The 14,633-nt window shown below is 61.4% G+C and carries 15 protein-coding genes; 12 read left to right on the top strand and 3 right to left on the bottom strand.

The window, feature by feature from the left end; all coding sequences use genetic code 11:
- The 3 genes from ccsA to E2583_RS19120 form a co-directional block, all read left to right on the top strand.
- Positions 1–442 (top strand): cytochrome c biogenesis protein CcsA (gene ccsA / locus E2583_RS19130; RefSeq protein ID WP_291597794.1); only part of this gene is annotated, 442 nt, incomplete at its 5' end.
- A 197-nt stretch (positions 443–639) separates the two neighbouring features.
- Positions 640–1,632 carry a protein-methionine-sulfoxide reductase catalytic subunit MsrP gene (gene msrP / locus E2583_RS19125; protein ID WP_291597793.1) on the top strand — a complete coding sequence of 331 codons (993 nt, stop codon included), beginning with the start codon at positions 640–642 and terminating at the stop codon, positions 1,630–1,632.
- The gene (locus E2583_RS19120) at positions 1,632–2,252 is read left to right on the top strand and encodes a sulfite oxidase heme-binding subunit YedZ (protein ID WP_291597792.1); all 621 of its coding nucleotides are present in this window, start codon (positions 1,632–1,634) and stop codon (positions 2,250–2,252) included. Before msrP ends, E2583_RS19120 begins: the two co-directional genes overlap by 1 nt.
- Here E2583_RS19120 and E2583_RS19115 read toward each other — a convergent pair.
- Positions 2,228–3,043 (bottom strand): MBL fold metallo-hydrolase, encoded by an 816-nt coding sequence (locus E2583_RS19115; RefSeq protein WP_291597791.1) that lies wholly within the window; start codon positions 3,041–3,043, stop codon positions 2,228–2,230. The two genes, E2583_RS19120 and E2583_RS19115, sit on opposite strands and share 25 nt — an antisense overlap.
- A gap of 74 nt (positions 3,044–3,117) precedes the next feature.
- Complete coding sequence (locus tag E2583_RS19110; RefSeq protein ID WP_291597790.1) at positions 3,118–3,369, bottom strand: lipoprotein; 252 nt, start codon at positions 3,367–3,369, stop codon at positions 3,118–3,120.
- Positions 3,370–3,381: 12 nt separating this feature from the next.
- Between E2583_RS19110 and cyaY the strand changes: the two genes are divergently transcribed.
- On the top strand, positions 3,382–3,723 hold the full coding sequence (gene cyaY / locus E2583_RS19105) for an iron donor protein CyaY (RefSeq protein ID WP_291597789.1): 342 nt from the start codon (positions 3,382–3,384) through the stop codon (positions 3,721–3,723).
- Positions 3,724–3,790: 67 nt separating this feature from the next.
- Here the strand turns inward: cyaY and E2583_RS19100 are convergent, their stop codons facing one another.
- Entirely contained in the window at positions 3,791–6,130 is a 2,340-nt protein-coding gene (locus tag E2583_RS19100; RefSeq protein WP_291597788.1) for a penicillin-binding protein 1A, read from the bottom strand.
- Positions 6,131–6,481: 351 nt separating this feature from the next.
- Between E2583_RS19100 and E2583_RS19095 the strand changes: the two genes are divergently transcribed.
- From E2583_RS19095 to E2583_RS19060, 8 genes are all read left to right on the top strand, one after another.
- Positions 6,482–7,561 carry a pilus assembly protein PilM gene (locus E2583_RS19095; RefSeq protein WP_291597795.1) on the top strand — a complete coding sequence of 360 codons (1,080 nt, stop codon included), beginning with the start codon at positions 6,482–6,484 and terminating at the stop codon, positions 7,559–7,561.
- Positions 7,558–8,169, top strand: coding sequence for a PilN domain-containing protein (locus E2583_RS19090; protein WP_291597787.1), 612 nt, complete (start codon positions 7,558–7,560; stop codon positions 8,167–8,169). The genes E2583_RS19095 and E2583_RS19090 overlap by 4 nt, the downstream gene beginning before the upstream one ends.
- Positions 8,169–8,843, top strand: coding sequence for a type 4a pilus biogenesis protein PilO (locus E2583_RS19085; protein ID WP_291597786.1), 675 nt, complete (start codon positions 8,169–8,171; stop codon positions 8,841–8,843). Before E2583_RS19090 ends, E2583_RS19085 begins: the two co-directional genes overlap by 1 nt.
- The gene (locus E2583_RS19080) at positions 8,840–9,391 is read left to right on the top strand and encodes a pilus assembly protein PilP (protein WP_291597785.1); all 552 of its coding nucleotides are present in this window, start codon (positions 8,840–8,842) and stop codon (positions 9,389–9,391) included. Before E2583_RS19085 ends, E2583_RS19080 begins: the two co-directional genes overlap by 4 nt.
- A complete protein-coding gene (gene pilQ, locus E2583_RS19075; protein WP_291597784.1) occupies positions 9,388–11,490 on the top strand; it encodes a type IV pilus secretin PilQ in 2,103 nt (700 codons plus the stop codon). Before E2583_RS19080 ends, pilQ begins: the two co-directional genes overlap by 4 nt.
- 114 nt (positions 11,491–11,604) lie before the next feature.
- Positions 11,605–12,141: a shikimate kinase gene (locus E2583_RS19070; protein ID WP_291597783.1), complete on the top strand. Its 537-nt coding sequence runs from the start codon at positions 11,605–11,607 to the stop codon at positions 12,139–12,141.
- 70 nt (positions 12,142–12,211) lie between these two features.
- Complete coding sequence (gene aroB, locus E2583_RS19065; protein ID WP_291597782.1) at positions 12,212–13,303, top strand: 3-dehydroquinate synthase; 1,092 nt, start codon at positions 12,212–12,214, stop codon at positions 13,301–13,303.
- Between the two features lie 83 nt (positions 13,304–13,386).
- A complete protein-coding gene (locus E2583_RS19060) occupies positions 13,387–14,565 on the top strand; it encodes a deoxyguanosinetriphosphate triphosphohydrolase (protein ID WP_291597781.1) in 1,179 nt (392 codons plus the stop codon).
- The last annotated feature ends 68 nt before the right edge of the window (positions 14,566–14,633 follow it).

The following is a 14,633-nucleotide window of genomic DNA, read 5'->3' as shown; positions in this document are numbered from 1 at the left end:
CGAGCCCATCGTCTTTCGCAAGGGCGCGACCGAGAACGGCGGCAGCTACTGGATGGTGTACTTCGGCATTTCGGCCCTGATCGTGGCCGGCATCCTGCTCTCGCGCAAGCGCATTGCGGCCCGTCTGCCCTCGTTCGAGATCCTGGACGACGTGATGTACAAGGCCATCGCCGTGGGCTTCGCCTTCTTCACCATCGCCACCGTGCTCGGTGCCCTGTGGGCGGCCGAGGCCTGGGGTGGCTACTGGAGCTGGGATCCCAAGGAAACCTGGGCCTTGATCGTCTGGCTCAACTATGCGGCCTGGCTGCATATGCGCCTGATGAAGGGCCTGCGCGGCACGGTGTCCGCCTGGTGGGCCCTGGCGGGCCTGGCCGTCACCACCTTTGCCTTCCTGGGCGTGAACATGTTTCTGTCGGGCCTGCACAGCTACGGCGAACTTTGAGCCCCATCCTGGGATGCTCTTGAATAAGGAGCTGTATGCGCTTTTGCCATAGTAATTTCAGTTTGTTTGATCGCTGAAATCAATATCAGGCTTGTGCAAGAAGCTCCTTTTTTTATGTGCCTCAATCGAGGAACTTTGCTGACTGGCCGAGCTCTGATCAGCCAGGTACTCTTGTATGAGTACTGTGGAGCACACGCATGCTGATACGTCATCACAACCGGGGCTTTGACCACCCGCTGAGCAGCGAAATCACGCCGCAGGCCCAATACCTGCAGCGTCGGGATTTTCTGCAGACCCTGGCCATGGGTGCTGCGGGTGCCACCTTGGCCAGCTGGGCCGGCCGCGATGCCTGGGCGGCGATGGAGCGCGGCAGTCTGCCGCCTCTCAAGGGCCAGCCCAGCAAGCTTGCCGGTGCCATGACGGTGGAGGCCGCCACGGCCTACAGAGACGCCACGGGCTACAACAATTTCTACGAGTTCGGACTCGACAAGGACGATCCCGCGCGTTACGCCGGCGCGCTCAAGACCCGCCCCTGGACGGTGCGCGTGGAAGGTCTGGTGCAGAAGCCGCAGACGCTGGACATCGACAGCCTGCTCAAGCTCGCGCCCATGGAAGAGCGCATCTACCGACTGCGCTGTGTGGAAGGCTGGTCCATGGTCATCCCCTGGGTGGGCTATTCGTTGTCCGAGCTGCTCAAAAAGGTGCAGCCGCTCTCCGGTGCCAAGTATGTGGAATTCGTCACCCTGGCCGACAAGGCCCAGATGCCCGGACTCAGAAGCGGCGTGCTGGATTGGCCTTATACCGAAGGCTTGCGGCTGGATGAGGCCATGCACCCGCTGACGCTGCTGGCCTTCGGCATGTACGGCGAGGTCCTGCCCAACCAGAATGGTGCGCCGCTGCGCCTGGTTGTGCCCTGGAAATATGGATTCAAGAGCGCCAAGTCGCTGGTGGCAATCCGCCTGACCGACAAGGAGCCCGGCACCGCCTGGAACAAGGCGGCACGCAACGAGTACGGCTTTTATTCGAATGTGAATCCCGAGGTCGATCATCCGCGCTGGAGCCAGGCCACCGAGCGGCGCATCGGCGAGGGGGGGCTGTTCGCCAAGCGTCGCAAGACCCTGATGTTCAACGGCTATGGCGATCAGGTGGCGTCGCTGTATGCGGGCATGGACCTGAAGAAGTTCTTCTGATGCAGGCCTGGTTGCTCAAGCCCTGGGCCAAGCCGCTGGTCTTCATGCTGTGCCTGCTGCCGGCCGCCTGGCTGTTCTATGCAGCGTTCACCGACGTTCTGGGGGCCAATCCGGCCGAAGCCCTGCTGCGCAGCACGGGTGACTGGACTCTGCGATTTCTCTGCATCGTGCTGGCGGTGACGCCGCTGCGCCAGCTCAGCGGATGGAACCTGCTGGTGCGTTATCGGCGCATGCTGGGTCTGTACGTGTTCTTCTACGCCTGCCTGCACCTGCTTTGCTATGCATGGTTCGACATGGGGTTGGACTGGGGCGATATCTTGGCCGATATTCCCAAGCGCCCCTTCATCCTGGTGGGCTTCGGCACCTGGCTGCTGCTGCTGGTGCTGGCGGTCACCTCGCCAAAGTTCATGCTCAGGGCCCTGGGCGGCAAGCGCTGGCAGTGGCTGCACCGCGCGGTCTATGTGGCGGTGCCGCTGGCCTTGCTGCACTTCTTCTGGATGCGCGCCGGCAAGAACAATTTTGCAGAGGTGGTGGTCTATGCCGCCATTCTCGGAGCCTTGCTGGGCTGGCGAGTGGTGCGCGCTCTCAGGAGCCGTCAGCCGGCTGCGGTACGCAGCTGACGCGAGACAGGGTCGATCTGCGCCGAAGGAAGCCGGTAGGCATCCTGCTCGAACAGGTCGATGCCGCATTGCAGGCCTTCGAGCCAATTGAACAGGTCGCCGATCGCCTGCTTGCCCATGATGGGAGCGCCATGCTGGGGCACGATCATGTCGATATGGAGCTGGCGCGCCATCTGCACCCACAGCCGCAGAATCTTGTTGGAGACCATATAGCGACGGTGAAAGCCTTCCATGCGTGCGATATGCGGGCCGAGGTCGGTGACGGGCTTCTGGGCTTCTGCGCCGGTGGTCAGGGATACGCCGAGGTCGCCCGTGAACAGAATCTTGCTGATCGGGTCGTAGAAGTGGAAGTTGCCCTCGGCATGCAGGAAGTGCGCGGGCAGCAGCACCAGTTCGGTATTGCCCAAGGGCAGGCGTGCGCCCGAGTCCGGTACGCCGATGACACGGTTTTCCGTCTTGCCTACCTTGGCGAAGTGCGGTGCAAAGCGCTCCCAGATGCGCGAGATGACCAGTTGCGCGCGCGTGCTGCTCATCCAGCGGTCCAGCGAGGCAATGATGTCCGGGTCGGCATGCGATGCAATCAGATAAGCCAGTTTCTGCGGCGCAAAATGCCGCGACATGCCCATGAACAGCTCGTTGAAAGCCAGGTTGCCACCGGGATCGATGATGGCCCCCGTGCCGTTGTCCACAATCAGGAACTGATTGGCCTGAATGGCCTGGCCGTCCTCTTCGATGAGGTCGGTGAACATCAGGCAGACGTGGTTTTTGTCGCGATAAAGCTCAATGGACATGGCGGTTTGTCGAAGGACAAGATGCCATCACTCTAGAGAGTAAGCTGCCGCGACATGTTGATGTGCATCAAGCCTCAGGGCTTGGCATCGGTCTGGACTGTCCCGTCGGTTCCGGTCGTCGGGGTGGCCTGGGTTGCGGGTGTTGCCGTGGCCGGGGGCTTGCTGGAAATGCCCAGCGTCTCGGGCAGTGTCGCGCGGCCCTGGGCGGCAGGATCGGTAGGCAGATAGAGCGGGCCTTTTTGTCCACAGGCCGAAAGTGCGGCGAGGGACGCCGCACAAGCTGCAAGGGCAATGCTCCTGACTAGAATTTGGTTGGCTTTCAACATGGGCAAATTGTAATGACTGACCTTGAATATCTGGACCGCGCCGACCAACTTCTGCTGGCCGTGGAGCAATGCTGTGACCGCATCAATGACGAAACCGATGCGGACCTTGATGCCCAGCGCGTAGGCGGCATGGTGACGCTGGTGTTTGCCAATCGCAGCCAGATTGTCATCAACCAGCAAAAGCCCCTGCATGAAATCTGGCTGGCGGCCAAGGCCGGCGGTTTTCACTATCGCTTCGACGAAGACAAGAAGGTCTGGCTGGACACCAAGGGTGCTGGCGAGTTCTTTTCCAACCTGACGCAATACGCGAGCGAGCAGTCGGGCATGGCGCTGGAGTTCAAGGCCCTGGTCTGAGCATCCAGGGTGCTGGCATAAAAAAAAGCCTGCCTCTCTTCGAGGCAGGCTTTTTGTTGTGAGGGGCCTAGTTTCTGAACAGATCCAGAATGCGGCTACGCTCCTCTGCGGCCGGTGGCTGGGTGGCACCCGGGCCGGCATTGCCGCCTGCATTCGGGTCGGAGGCGCCTTCCATGCCGAGGCTGGAGACGCCGCCGTTGCGGGCGTTTTCTTCGTAATACCAGTCACCGCCCATGTTGACCACGCCAGGCGGGGCCTGCACTTCGGCCACAGGCACGCCCTTGAGCGCGTGCTGCATGAAGCTGATCCAGATGGGAAGGCTCAGACCTCCACCGGTTTCCCGCGAGCCCAGATTGCGCGGGGTGTCGTAGCCGATCCAGGAGACGGCGGCGAGGCTGGGCTGGTAGCCGGCAAACCACGCATCCACCGAGTCATTCGTCGTGCCGGTCTTGCCATAGAGGTCGGGGCGCTTGAGCGTGGCCTGCGCACGAGCAGCCGTGCCCACGCGTGCCACATCGTTGAGCAGGGTGCCGGTGAGGAAGGCATTGCGCTCGGGGATGGCCTGGGGCAGTTCGTTCACTGCAGGAGGGGTGAACTCGGAGAGGATGCGACCCTTGTGATCGGTCACCCGGGCGATCAGCCAGGGGTTGATGCGGTGGCCGCCGTTGGCAAACACCGAATAGGCCCCTGCCATCTGCAGCGGCGTGACCGAGCCGGCCCCCAGGGCCATGGTCAGGTAGGCGGGCTGTTTGGCGGCTTCAAAGCCGAAGCGCGTCGCCCATTCCTGCCCGGTCTTGGGGCCGATGGCCTGCAGCAACCGGATGGAGATCATGTTCTTGGACTTGTTCAGGCCCGTGCGCATGGTCATGGGGCCGTCGTAGCGGCCATCGTAGTTCTTGGGCTCCCAGGGTTGACCACCGGTGGTTGCCGCACTGAAGAAGATCGGTGCGTCATTGATCATGGTGGAAGGCGAGAAGCCATGCTCCAGCGCCGCCGAGTAGATGAAGGGCTTGAAGCTGGAGCCGGGTTGGCGCCAGGCCTGGGTCACGTGGTTGAACTTGTTCTTTTCGAAATCGAAGCCGCCGATCAGCGCGCGGATGGCACCGGTTTGCGTGGACATGGCGACAAAAGCCCCCTCGACTTCGGGCAGCTGGGTGATTTCCCACGCCCCCTTGGCGTTCTTGACGGCGCGGATCACGGCACCGGGGCGGATCTTGATATTGGGCGGTGCCTTGGGGCTGAGGCCGGATTCGGCGGGCTTGAGATTGTCGCCGGTGATCTCGAAATGGGTGCCGTCCGCGCGGGCCGCGACAATCTTGCGCGGCGAGGCCTCCAGCACCACGGCCGCCACCACGTCGCCGTTGTCAGGGTGGTTGGCCAGGGCATCGTCAATCGCGTCTTCCAGCTCCTGCGCGTTGCCGGGCAGGGAAATGAACTTCTCGGGGCCACGGTATTTCTGGCGGCGCTCGTAGTTCATGATGCCTTCGCGCAAAGCCTTGTAGGCGGCCTCCTGTTCGCCGGCATTGAGGGTGGTGTAGACATTCAGGCCGCGGGTGTAGGCGTCGTTGCCGTACTGGGCAAAGATCAGCTGGCGAGCCATTTCGGCCACGTACTCCGCGTGTACGCGGGTCGAGTTGGCAGCGGTGCGAAGCTTGAGCGGCTCCTCGCGGGCCTGCCTGGCCTGCTCGGCCGTGATGAAGCCGTTTTCCTCCATGCGCTCGATGATGTAGAGCTGGCGGATGCGGGCGCGCTTGGGGTTGCTGATCGGGTTGTAGGCCGAGGGAGCCTTGGGAAGGCCGGCCAGCATGGCGGCTTCGGCCACCGTGATGTCCTTGAGCGGATGGCCGAAATAGGCTTCGCAGGCGGCTGCAAAGCCATAGGCACGATTGCCCAGGAAGATCTGGTTCATGTAGATCTCGAGAATCTGCTCCTTGGTGAGCAGGTGCTCAAGCTTGAAGGTCAGCAGGATTTCGTAGATCTTGCGGGTGTAGGTCTTCTCCGAGGAGAGGTAGACATTGCGCGCCACCTGCATGGTGATGGTGGAGGCCCCCTGGCTCTTGACCTTGCCCAGGTTGGCCAGCGCAGCACGCAGCATGCCCTTGTAGTCCACGCCACCGTGCTCGAAGAAGCGGGTGTCCTCGATGGCCAGCACCGCATCCGTCATGACCTTGGGGATCTCGTTGATGGGGGTCAGGGTGCGGCGCTCCTCGCCGAATTCGCCCAGCAGAGCCCCCTCGCTGGAATACACCCGCAGCGGAAGCTTGGGGCGGTAGTCTGCGAGCTCTGAGACGTCCGGAAGGTTGGGGTAGGCCATGGCCAGCGCCACAGCCACGGCCAGCACCACGGCCAGGGCAGCGGCGACGGCCAGTCCGATCAGCCAGAAAATGGAGCGCAGCAACCAGTGCATGCGTTTCTTGGGAGCTTGGGAGCCAGGCGCTGGGGCCTGGTGGGCAGAATGTTCTGATGGCGGCATTTCGCAGTATTGACAAGGGGTAGGGCATTATAGAAATGCCTCCCGGAAAAGCATCTCGGCGGCTGGGTGAGGCCGCGCTTTGGTGGAATCCTAAATCACAGGGTAAGCACCACTCTGGGCAAGGGGCGGCTTTCCTGCTGTTTGACGTTACACAAGTTTGTCTTTTTTTGACCACGAAATATGGTGCAAAGCGCTGCAGCAAAGCATGTGCTGCTATAGCTTGCTGCTAGGATTCCGGGGTATTGCTGGCTTTTGTTTCCATTCTTACAAACCTGGGGGGGCATGTTGATTGCTCTGAGTTCTTTATTCAGCCGTCAGCCTGCACCTTTGCTTGGCATTGACGTCAGCTCCTCCAGCGTGAAGCTGGTCGAGCTGGCCAAAAGCAAATCCGGCGAGTGGCAACTGGAGCGTTGTGCGATCGAGCCGCTTGAAAAAGGCTGGATCACCGACGGCAATATTGAAAAATTTGACGAGGTGGCGGAGGCGGTGCGCCGCCTGGTCAAGAAAAGCGGGACGCGTACCAAGCAGGTCGCCATGGCGCTGCCTGCCGCAGCCGTGATCACCAAGAAGATCACATTGCCATCCGGTTTGACCGAGCTGGAAATGGAAGTTCAGGTCGAGTCCGAAGCCAATCAGTACATTCCCTTCTCGCTCGACGAGGTGAGCCTGGATTTCTGCGTGGTGGGCCCGTCTCTGGTATCGCCTGGCGATGTGGATGTGCTGATCGCGGCCTCGCGCAAGGAAAAAGTGCAGGACCGCCAGGGCCTGGCCGAGGCGGCGGGGCTCAAGCCCATCGTCATCGATATCGAGCCCTATGCCGCCCGGATGGCGGCCACGCGTCTGGTGTCGCGGCTGCCCAATGCCGGACGTGACGCCGTTGTCGCACTGTTCGAGGTGGGGGCCATGACCACCAGCATGCAGGTGCTTCGCAATGACGAGGTGCTGTATGAGCGGGATCAGGCTTTTGGCGGCGCACAGCTGACCCAGCTGATCGCACGCCAGTACGGTTTCTCTGCGGAGGAGGCCGAAGTCAAGAAGCGCAGCGGTGAATTGCCCGACGATTATGCGGGGGGGGTGCTCAAGCCCTTTGTGCAAAGCCTGACCCAGGAGGTGGCGCGTGCGCTGCAGTTCTTCTTCACGAGTACCCCCTACAACCGCGTCGATCATATTTTGCTGGCCGGCGGGTCCTCGTCCCTGCCGGGGCTGGTGGATGCCGTCAGCCAGCAGACGGGCTGTGCCTGCAGCCTCGCCAATCCCTTCGAGGGCATGGAAATTGGCAGCGGTGTGCGCCTGAAAAAGATGGCGCGTGAGGCGCCGTCCTATCTGACCTCCTGCGGTCTGGCCATGCGGAGGTTTCAAGAGTGATATCGATCAACCTACTACCGCACCGCGAGGCAGCCAAGAAGCGCCGCAAAGAGGCGTTTCAGGTCAATATGGTGCTGGCCGCGCTGATGGGGCTGCTGATCGCCGCGCTGATCTACTGGTACTTCCAGATGATGATCGAGGGTCAGCAGAACAAGAACAATCTGCTGCGCTCCGAAATCAGGATCCTGGAGACTCAGATCAAGGAAATCGAAGGACTCGAGTCCGAAATCACTGCCCTGCGCGCACGCCAGAAGGCCGTGGAGGATCTGCAGTCCGACCGCAACCTGCCGGTTTACCTGCTCAACGAGCTGGTCAGGCTACTGCCGGAAGGTGTCTACATCAGCAGCATCAAGCAGGAAGGCCTGTCGGTGACCATGCAGGGCACCGCACAGTCGAATGAGCGCATCTCCGAGATGCTGCGCAATCTGACCGATGGCACGCCCTGGTTCTCCAAGCCGGAGCTGATGGAAATCGTGGCCAAGACCGTGGATGTGACCGCCAAGGACAAGCGCCGTGCGGCGGCGTTCACCATGCGCTTCAATCTGACCCGGGCCAGTGATGCAGAGAAGAGTCTGCAAGCCGCAGGTCCCACCGTGAAGGCGCAGTAATGGCCAAAACAAAGAAATCTCCGGATATCGATTTCGCTGCGCTGCAAGACAAAATTCAGCGCCAGTTCCGCAATCTGGATCCCAATGACCCTTCGGTGTGGCCGGCGCTGCCCAAGGGCCTGCTGTATGCCGCCGTGGCGATCGCCGTCGCCGCCCTGCTGTGGTTCGTCATGCTCAAAGACTACGAGGCAGAGCTCGAAGCCGAGCGCGCCACCGAGGTGACCTTGCGCGAGGACTATTCCAGGAAGATGGTCAAGGCAGTGAGCCTTGATGGCTTGAAGAAGCAGCGCGAGCAGGTGCAGCAGTATGTGACGCAGCTGGAGAAGCAGTTGCCCAGCAAGGCGGAAATGGCGGCGTTGCTTTCCGATATCAACCAGGCCGGTCTGGGGCGCAGCCTGCAGTTTGAAGTCTTCCGTCCCGGTGCCATGGTGACCAAGGAATACTATGCCGAGCTGCCGATCGCGCTGAAAGTGACGGGTCGCTACCACGACATCGGTGCGTTTGCCTCGGATATCGCTTTCCTGTCGCGGATCGTGACCTTGAACAATCTGTCCATCGCTCCCGGCAGCAAGGATACGGAGGTGCTGTCCATGGATGCCACGGCGCGTACCTTCCGATATCTGGATGCGGACGAAGTCAAGGCGCAGCGTGGTGCAGCCAAGGGGAAGAAATGAGCAAGTCCTTCTGGAGCCCCTTCTGCCTGCTTTTGGCAAGCAGTGCTTTGCTGGCGGGCTGCACCTCCTCCGAAGAGGATCAGTTGCGCGAGTGGATGGCACAGGAGCGCGCCAATGCCAGGCCTCGCGTGGCACCTCTGGAGGAGCCCAAGCCGTTCAAGCCTCAGGCATATACGGGGGCTGAAGGCATGGAACCCTTCAACCCGCTCAAGCTGATTCAGGTTTTGCGCAAGGAATCGGCGCAATCCAATACCAGTACGGCATTGCTGACGCCGGAGCTGAATCGCCGCAAGGAACCGCTGGAGGCGGAGCCGCTGGACACCATGACCATGGTGGGCAGCCTGGACAAGAAGAACGTGCCGACGGCTTTGGTCAAGGTCGGGGGGCTGCTCTATCAGGTACGTGTCGGCAACTACCTGGGGCAGAACTACGGAAAGATCACCCGGATAACGGAAAACTCCATCCAGCTGAGAGAAATTGTCCAGGATGGCGGTGGTGACTGGATTGAAAGAACAAGCACTTTGGAGTTGCAGGAGGTTGGCAAATGATGGGTTTGAACCGTAGCACCATGGCGAGGGCCCGTTGGGGTCTGGCCCTGAGCGGCCTTTTGCTTTCTTCGGCGGCTTGGGCCCAGGTGCGGATCGAGTCGGTAACAGGCGCCTTGCAGTCAGGCTCCGAAGTGGTCCGTGTCGAGATGTCCGAGCCGCTGGCAGCCGACCCGAGCGGGTTTGTCGTGCAGTCTCCTGCGCGCATCGCGCTGGATTTTCCGGGCGTGAGCAATGGCTCTGGCAAGTCCCTGGTCGAGTTCAACCAGGGCAATCTGCGTTCGGCGAATCTGGTGGAGGCATCGGGCCGATCGCGCCTGGTGCTGAACCTGAAGACGGCCACGACCTACCGGCTGCAGCGTGAGGGCAAAGCTCTGCTCATCCTGCTCGATCCTGCCGGTGCCGCAGCATCCGCCACGGCTGCAGCGGCAGCGATGGCACCGGTATTCGAGAGCAAGACGGCACCCTCCGATACTGCGCCGATTCGCGCCATCGACTTTCGCCGCGGCAGCGATGGCTCCGGCCGGATCGTGGTCAGCCTGGGCAGCAGTCAGGTCGGCGTGGATCTCCGCCAGGAGGGCAAGGGCCTGACGGTGGACTTTCTGCGCACAGCCCTGCCCGAGAACTTGCGCAGGAAGCTGGATGTGGGAGATTTCGGCACACCGGTGCAAACGATCTCGACCACGCAGCAAGGCGATCGTGTGCGCATGCGCATCGACCCCGTGGGGGACTGGGAGCACAGCGCCTACCAGAGCGACAATCAGTTCGTGGTGGAAGTGCGCCAGAAAAAGATCGACACCAGCAAGCTGACCCAGGGCCCGGGCTATAGCGGCGAGAAGCTCTCGCTCAATTTCCAGAACATCGAAGTGCGCTCCCTGCTGCAGGTCATTGCGGATTTCACCAACTTCAACATCGTCACCTCGGATACGGTGTCAGGTGCGCTGACGCTGCGCCTCAAGGATGTGCCCTGGGACCAGGCGCTGCAGATCATCATGGATGCCAAGGGGCTGGGCATGCGCAAGTCCGGGTCCGTGCTCTGGATTGCTCCCAAGGACGAGATCGATGCGCGCACCAAGCGCGACTACGAAGCAGCCATGGAGATTCAGAAGCTGGAGCCTTTGCGTACGCAGGGCTTCCAGCTCAACTACGCGAAGGCGGCGGATATTCTCCAGCAGATCACCACATCGACGGGTGGGGGTGGTGCCGGTACCGGTGCCAGCACGCGCTTTCTGTCGTCGCGCGGCTCTGCCATTTCCGAGCCCCGTACCAACCAGCTGTTCGTGACGGATACGCCGACCAAGCTCGAGGAGGTGAAGGCTTTGCTGGCCACACTGGATGTGCCGGTGCGCCAGGTCATGATCGAGGCCCGCATCGTCGAGGCGCGCGATACCTTCGGGCGCTCCCTGGGGGTGAAGTTCGGCGGCGGGGCGGTTGGCAGCAATGCCTCCATGACTTCGTCTCAGTTTTTGCCTGACGGAGCGAACTCCAAGTTCCCGAGCGGCAATTTCGTCAACTTGCCGGCCAGCGTTGCTGGCGTGAATACCGTGGGTCAGGTCGCATTCTCCGTCTTCAATAGCTCCATGACGCGTTTCCTGTCCCTGGAGTTGTCCGCGCTGGAGGCCGAAGGTGACGGCAAGATCATCTCCAATCCCCGCCTGGTGACGGCAGACCAGAACAAGGCCTTGATCGAGCAAGGCACGGAATACCCGTATTCCGTGACAGCGCCGAATGGTGCGACGACGATTGCGTTCAAGAAGGCGGTGCTGAAGCTGGAGGTGATTCCGCAGATCACGCCGGAGGGCGACATCATTCTGGATCTGGACGTGAACAAGGACAGCCGTGGCGAGACCACGACCCAGGGGGTTGCCATCGATACCAAGCACATCAAGACCCAGGTGCTGGTCGAAAACGGGGGCACGGTCGTGATCGGCGGCATCTTTGAGATGGAGGAGACCAACCAGCTCAACAAGGTGCCGCTGTTTGGCGATCTCCCGGTTCTGGGGCATTTGTTCCGCAATACGAGCAAGGCATCCACCAAGCGCGAAATGCTGGTTTTCATCACGCCCAAGATGTTGAACCAGGTGCGCAGCACCGGCAGATAGCTGTTTTCAGTTTTACCATCGGGCCCGCATGCATGGATGCGGGCCTTTTTGTTTGTAATATCTGCGGGCTGCGAGAATCACGGGCTGGCCGGATTGGCGGATGACGGTAACGCGATGACTGTTCAAAAGAAATTTCATATTGCCCTTGTGGGTTTGCCCGGCTGCGGCAAATCCACCATCGGACGCTATTTGGCCAAGCGCTGGTCCATGTCTTTTGTGGATGTGGATACGGCCATTGAAGAGCATGTCGGCTGCACGATTCGCGAGTTCTTTGCCAAGGAAGGCGAGCCCAGGTTCCGGGAGGTGGAGCAGCAGGTACTGGCGGTGCTGCTTGCGCGCGCCGAGAAAACAGTGGTTGCCACAGGGGGCGGTGCCGTGCTGAAGGCTGAAAACCGGACAGCGCTGGCAGCGCATGCCCAGGTGGTGTATCTGAGTGCGTCGCCGCATGAAATCGCCAAACGTCTGCAGCGAGACACGCAGCGCCCCCTGCTTCAGGTGGACAATCCTCTGCAGCGTTTGCAGGATTTGCACGCCCTCAGGGATCCGCTCTACAAGGAGGTTGCGGACTTCGTGGTGGCGGGCAGCGGTCTGTCGGCAGCGCAGGTGGCCCAGCGAGTGGCCATGCAGGTCGAACTGGGCCATCATTCCTGAATCTGATGAAAAGCTGGCTGATCATTACTGGACATGCACTGCCTGCTATATCTTTTGAAAGAGTACGAACGTGGAAACCGTGCATATTGATCTGGATGAGCGCAGCTATCCCATCGTGATTGCAGAGGGCTCGCTGGGCCTGAACTCCACCTGGCAGGCCTTGCCCAAGGCGGCAGCGGCGCTGATTGTGACAAATGAGGTCGTGGCTCCGCTCTACCTGCCGGCGCTCAAGCAGGCGTTGAGTCGCCAGTATGCCCAGGTCCATGCGGTGGTGCTGCCCGATGGCGAGGCCCATAAAGACTGGCAGACGCTGAACCTGATTTTTGATGCCCTGCTGCAGCACGGCTGCGACCGCAAGACGGTGCTGTTTGCACTGGGCGGTGGCGTGGTGGGGGATATGACGGGCTTTGCGGCCGCCAGCTATATGCGCGGAGTGCCCTTTGTGCAGGTGCCCACCACGCTGCTGTCCCAGGTCGACTCCTCGGTGGGCGGCAAGACGGCCATCAACCACCCGCTGGGCAAGAACATGATCGGCGCCTTCTACCAGCCGCAACTGGTGCTGTGCGATCTGGCGACGCTGGATACCCTGCCAGAGCGCGAACTGAGCGCGGGCCTGGGTGAAATCATCAAGTACGGCCCGATTGCCGATATGCAGTTCTTTGACTGGCTCGAGCAGAACATGGAAGGCCTGCTGCGCCGTGATCGCGGTCTGCTCGCCCATGCCGTCAAGCGCAGCGTGGAGATCAAGGCCTGGGTGGTCGCCCAGGACGAGAAAGAGTCCGGTCTGCGCGCGATTCTCAATTTCGGTCACACCTTTGGCCATGCGATCGAGGCCGGCATGGGCTACGGCAACTGGTTGCATGGAGAGGGGGTGGCGGCCGGCATGGTGATGGCAGCGCAGCTGTCCCAGCGTCTTGGCCTGGTGGATGCGAGCTTTGTCTCGCGTCTGCGCAAGCTGATCGAGCGAGCGGGCTTGCCGGTGCGCGGAGCAGTCATCGATGCCCTGGACAATGCTGGCCGATATCTGGAGCTGATGCGGGTCGACAAGAAATCCGAAGCCGGCGAAATCCGCTTTGTGCTGATCGATGGCCCCGGCAAGGCAGTGACGAGGTCGGCACCCGACACGCTGGTGCGTGAAGTGATCGACCAATGCTGCGCTTGACGGATGGTGCCATGTGAGCCCCCCGGGGGGAAGCGAGCCCATAGCTGTTAGAGTCATCGCATCGAGTTGTTGAGGCGATTTGCATGACCGCTCTGGCTTCCTACGCCTGCCTTCCGTGGCAAAGCCGCGGGCGTCGCTTTGCCGAACCCCAGGCCCCCACGCGCAGCGACTTTCAGCGCGACCGGGACCGCATTGTTCATTCCTCGGCGTTCAGGCGACTGGTTTACAAGACCCAGGTCTTTGTCAACCATGAGGGCGATCTGTTTCGCACCCGGCTCACGCATTCCCTGGAAGTGGCCCAGCTGGGGCGCTCCATCGCGCGCTCCTTGCGCCTGGATGAAGACCTGGTGGAGGCCATCTGCCTGGCGCATGACCTGGGGCATACCCCGTTTGGACATGCAGGACAGGATGCGCTCAACGAGTGCATGCAGCCGCATGGCGGCTTTGAGCACAATCTGCAAAGTCTGCGTGTGGTCGACCGTCTGGAGGAGCGCTATCCTGCTTTCGATGGGCTGAACCTGACCTTTGAGACGCGAGAGGGCATTCTCAAGCACTGCTCGCGCAGCAATGCGCTGTTGCTGAATGCGCGTGAGCCAGGCGGCGTAGCCCTGCGATTTCTGGAGGGCACTCAGCCTTCGCTGGAGGCCCAGCTTTGCAATCTGGCGGACGCGATTGCCTATAACGCCCATGATGTGGACGATGGCGTTCGATCCGGGCTGATCACCATGGCCCAGCTGCGAGATGCCGTGCCTTTGTTTGCGCGCTACCATGCAGCCACGCTGGCGGAGTGGCCCGATCTGGCGGTGCCGCAAGCCCAGCGCAAACTGCTCTATGAGAGCATTCGCCGCATGCTCAGCGATCAGGTCTATGACGTGATCCGTCACTCGTCTGCCAACCTGGAGAAGGCGGGGGTGTGCTCGGTGCACCAGGTGCGCCAGCAGGGTAAGGCGCTGATAGGCTTCAGTCCGGAGATGAAGGCGCAGTCCCTGGCGCTCAAGCAGTTTCTGTTCAGCCAGCTCTATCGGCATCCGCAGGTCATCCAGACCATGAACCATGCCCAGCAGATGGTGAAGGAGCTTTTTGCCGCCTATATGCAGGAGCCCGAGCGCATGAAGCCGCGCTTTGTGCAGCGCGCCCATCTTGCCGACACACTGCACGCGCGTGCGCGCGTGGTGGCCGATTTCGTGGCGGGCATGACGGATCGCTATGCGGCGCACGAGCACGAGCGCATCACCGGGTTGAGACTGCTGGCAGAGGCCTGAGTCAGTCTCTCCAACGGTCTTGCTGTCGTCGGCGAGCATGCCCAGGTGCGGATCGTTAAAATAGCGAT

The organism is Comamonas sp., from assembly GCF_009360615.1.
Taxonomy (GTDB): domain Bacteria; phylum Pseudomonadota; class Gammaproteobacteria; order Burkholderiales; family Burkholderiaceae_C; genus Comamonas.
This window is presented reverse-complemented; position numbering and strand designations above follow the sequence as displayed.

Coding starts and splice junctions, on each gene's coding strand:
- msrP (WP_291597793.1), top strand. CDS start 640: ATGCTGATACGTCATCACAACCGGGGCTTTGACCACCCGCTGAGCAGC.
- E2583_RS19120 (WP_291597792.1), top strand. CDS start 1,632: ATGCAGGCCTGGTTGCTCAAGCCCTGGGCCAAGCCGCTGGTCTTCATG.
- E2583_RS19115 (WP_291597791.1), bottom strand. CDS start 3,043: ATGTCCATTGAGCTTTATCGCGACAAAAACCACGTCTGCCTGATGTTC.
- E2583_RS19110 (WP_291597790.1), bottom strand. CDS start 3,369: ATGTTGAAAGCCAACCAAATTCTAGTCAGGAGCATTGCCCTTGCAGCT.
- cyaY (WP_291597789.1), top strand. CDS start 3,382: ATGACTGACCTTGAATATCTGGACCGCGCCGACCAACTTCTGCTGGCC.
- E2583_RS19100 (WP_291597788.1), bottom strand. CDS start 6,130: ATGCACTGGTTGCTGCGCTCCATTTTCTGGCTGATCGGACTGGCCGTC.
- E2583_RS19085 (WP_291597786.1), top strand. CDS start 8,169: ATGGCCAAAACAAAGAAATCTCCGGATATCGATTTCGCTGCGCTGCAA.
- E2583_RS19080 (WP_291597785.1), top strand. CDS start 8,840: ATGAGCAAGTCCTTCTGGAGCCCCTTCTGCCTGCTTTTGGCAAGCAGT.
- pilQ (WP_291597784.1), top strand. CDS start 9,388: ATGATGGGTTTGAACCGTAGCACCATGGCGAGGGCCCGTTGGGGTCTG.
- E2583_RS19070 (WP_291597783.1), top strand. CDS start 11,605: ATGACTGTTCAAAAGAAATTTCATATTGCCCTTGTGGGTTTGCCCGGC.
- E2583_RS19060 (WP_291597781.1), top strand. CDS start 13,387: ATGACCGCTCTGGCTTCCTACGCCTGCCTTCCGTGGCAAAGCCGCGGG.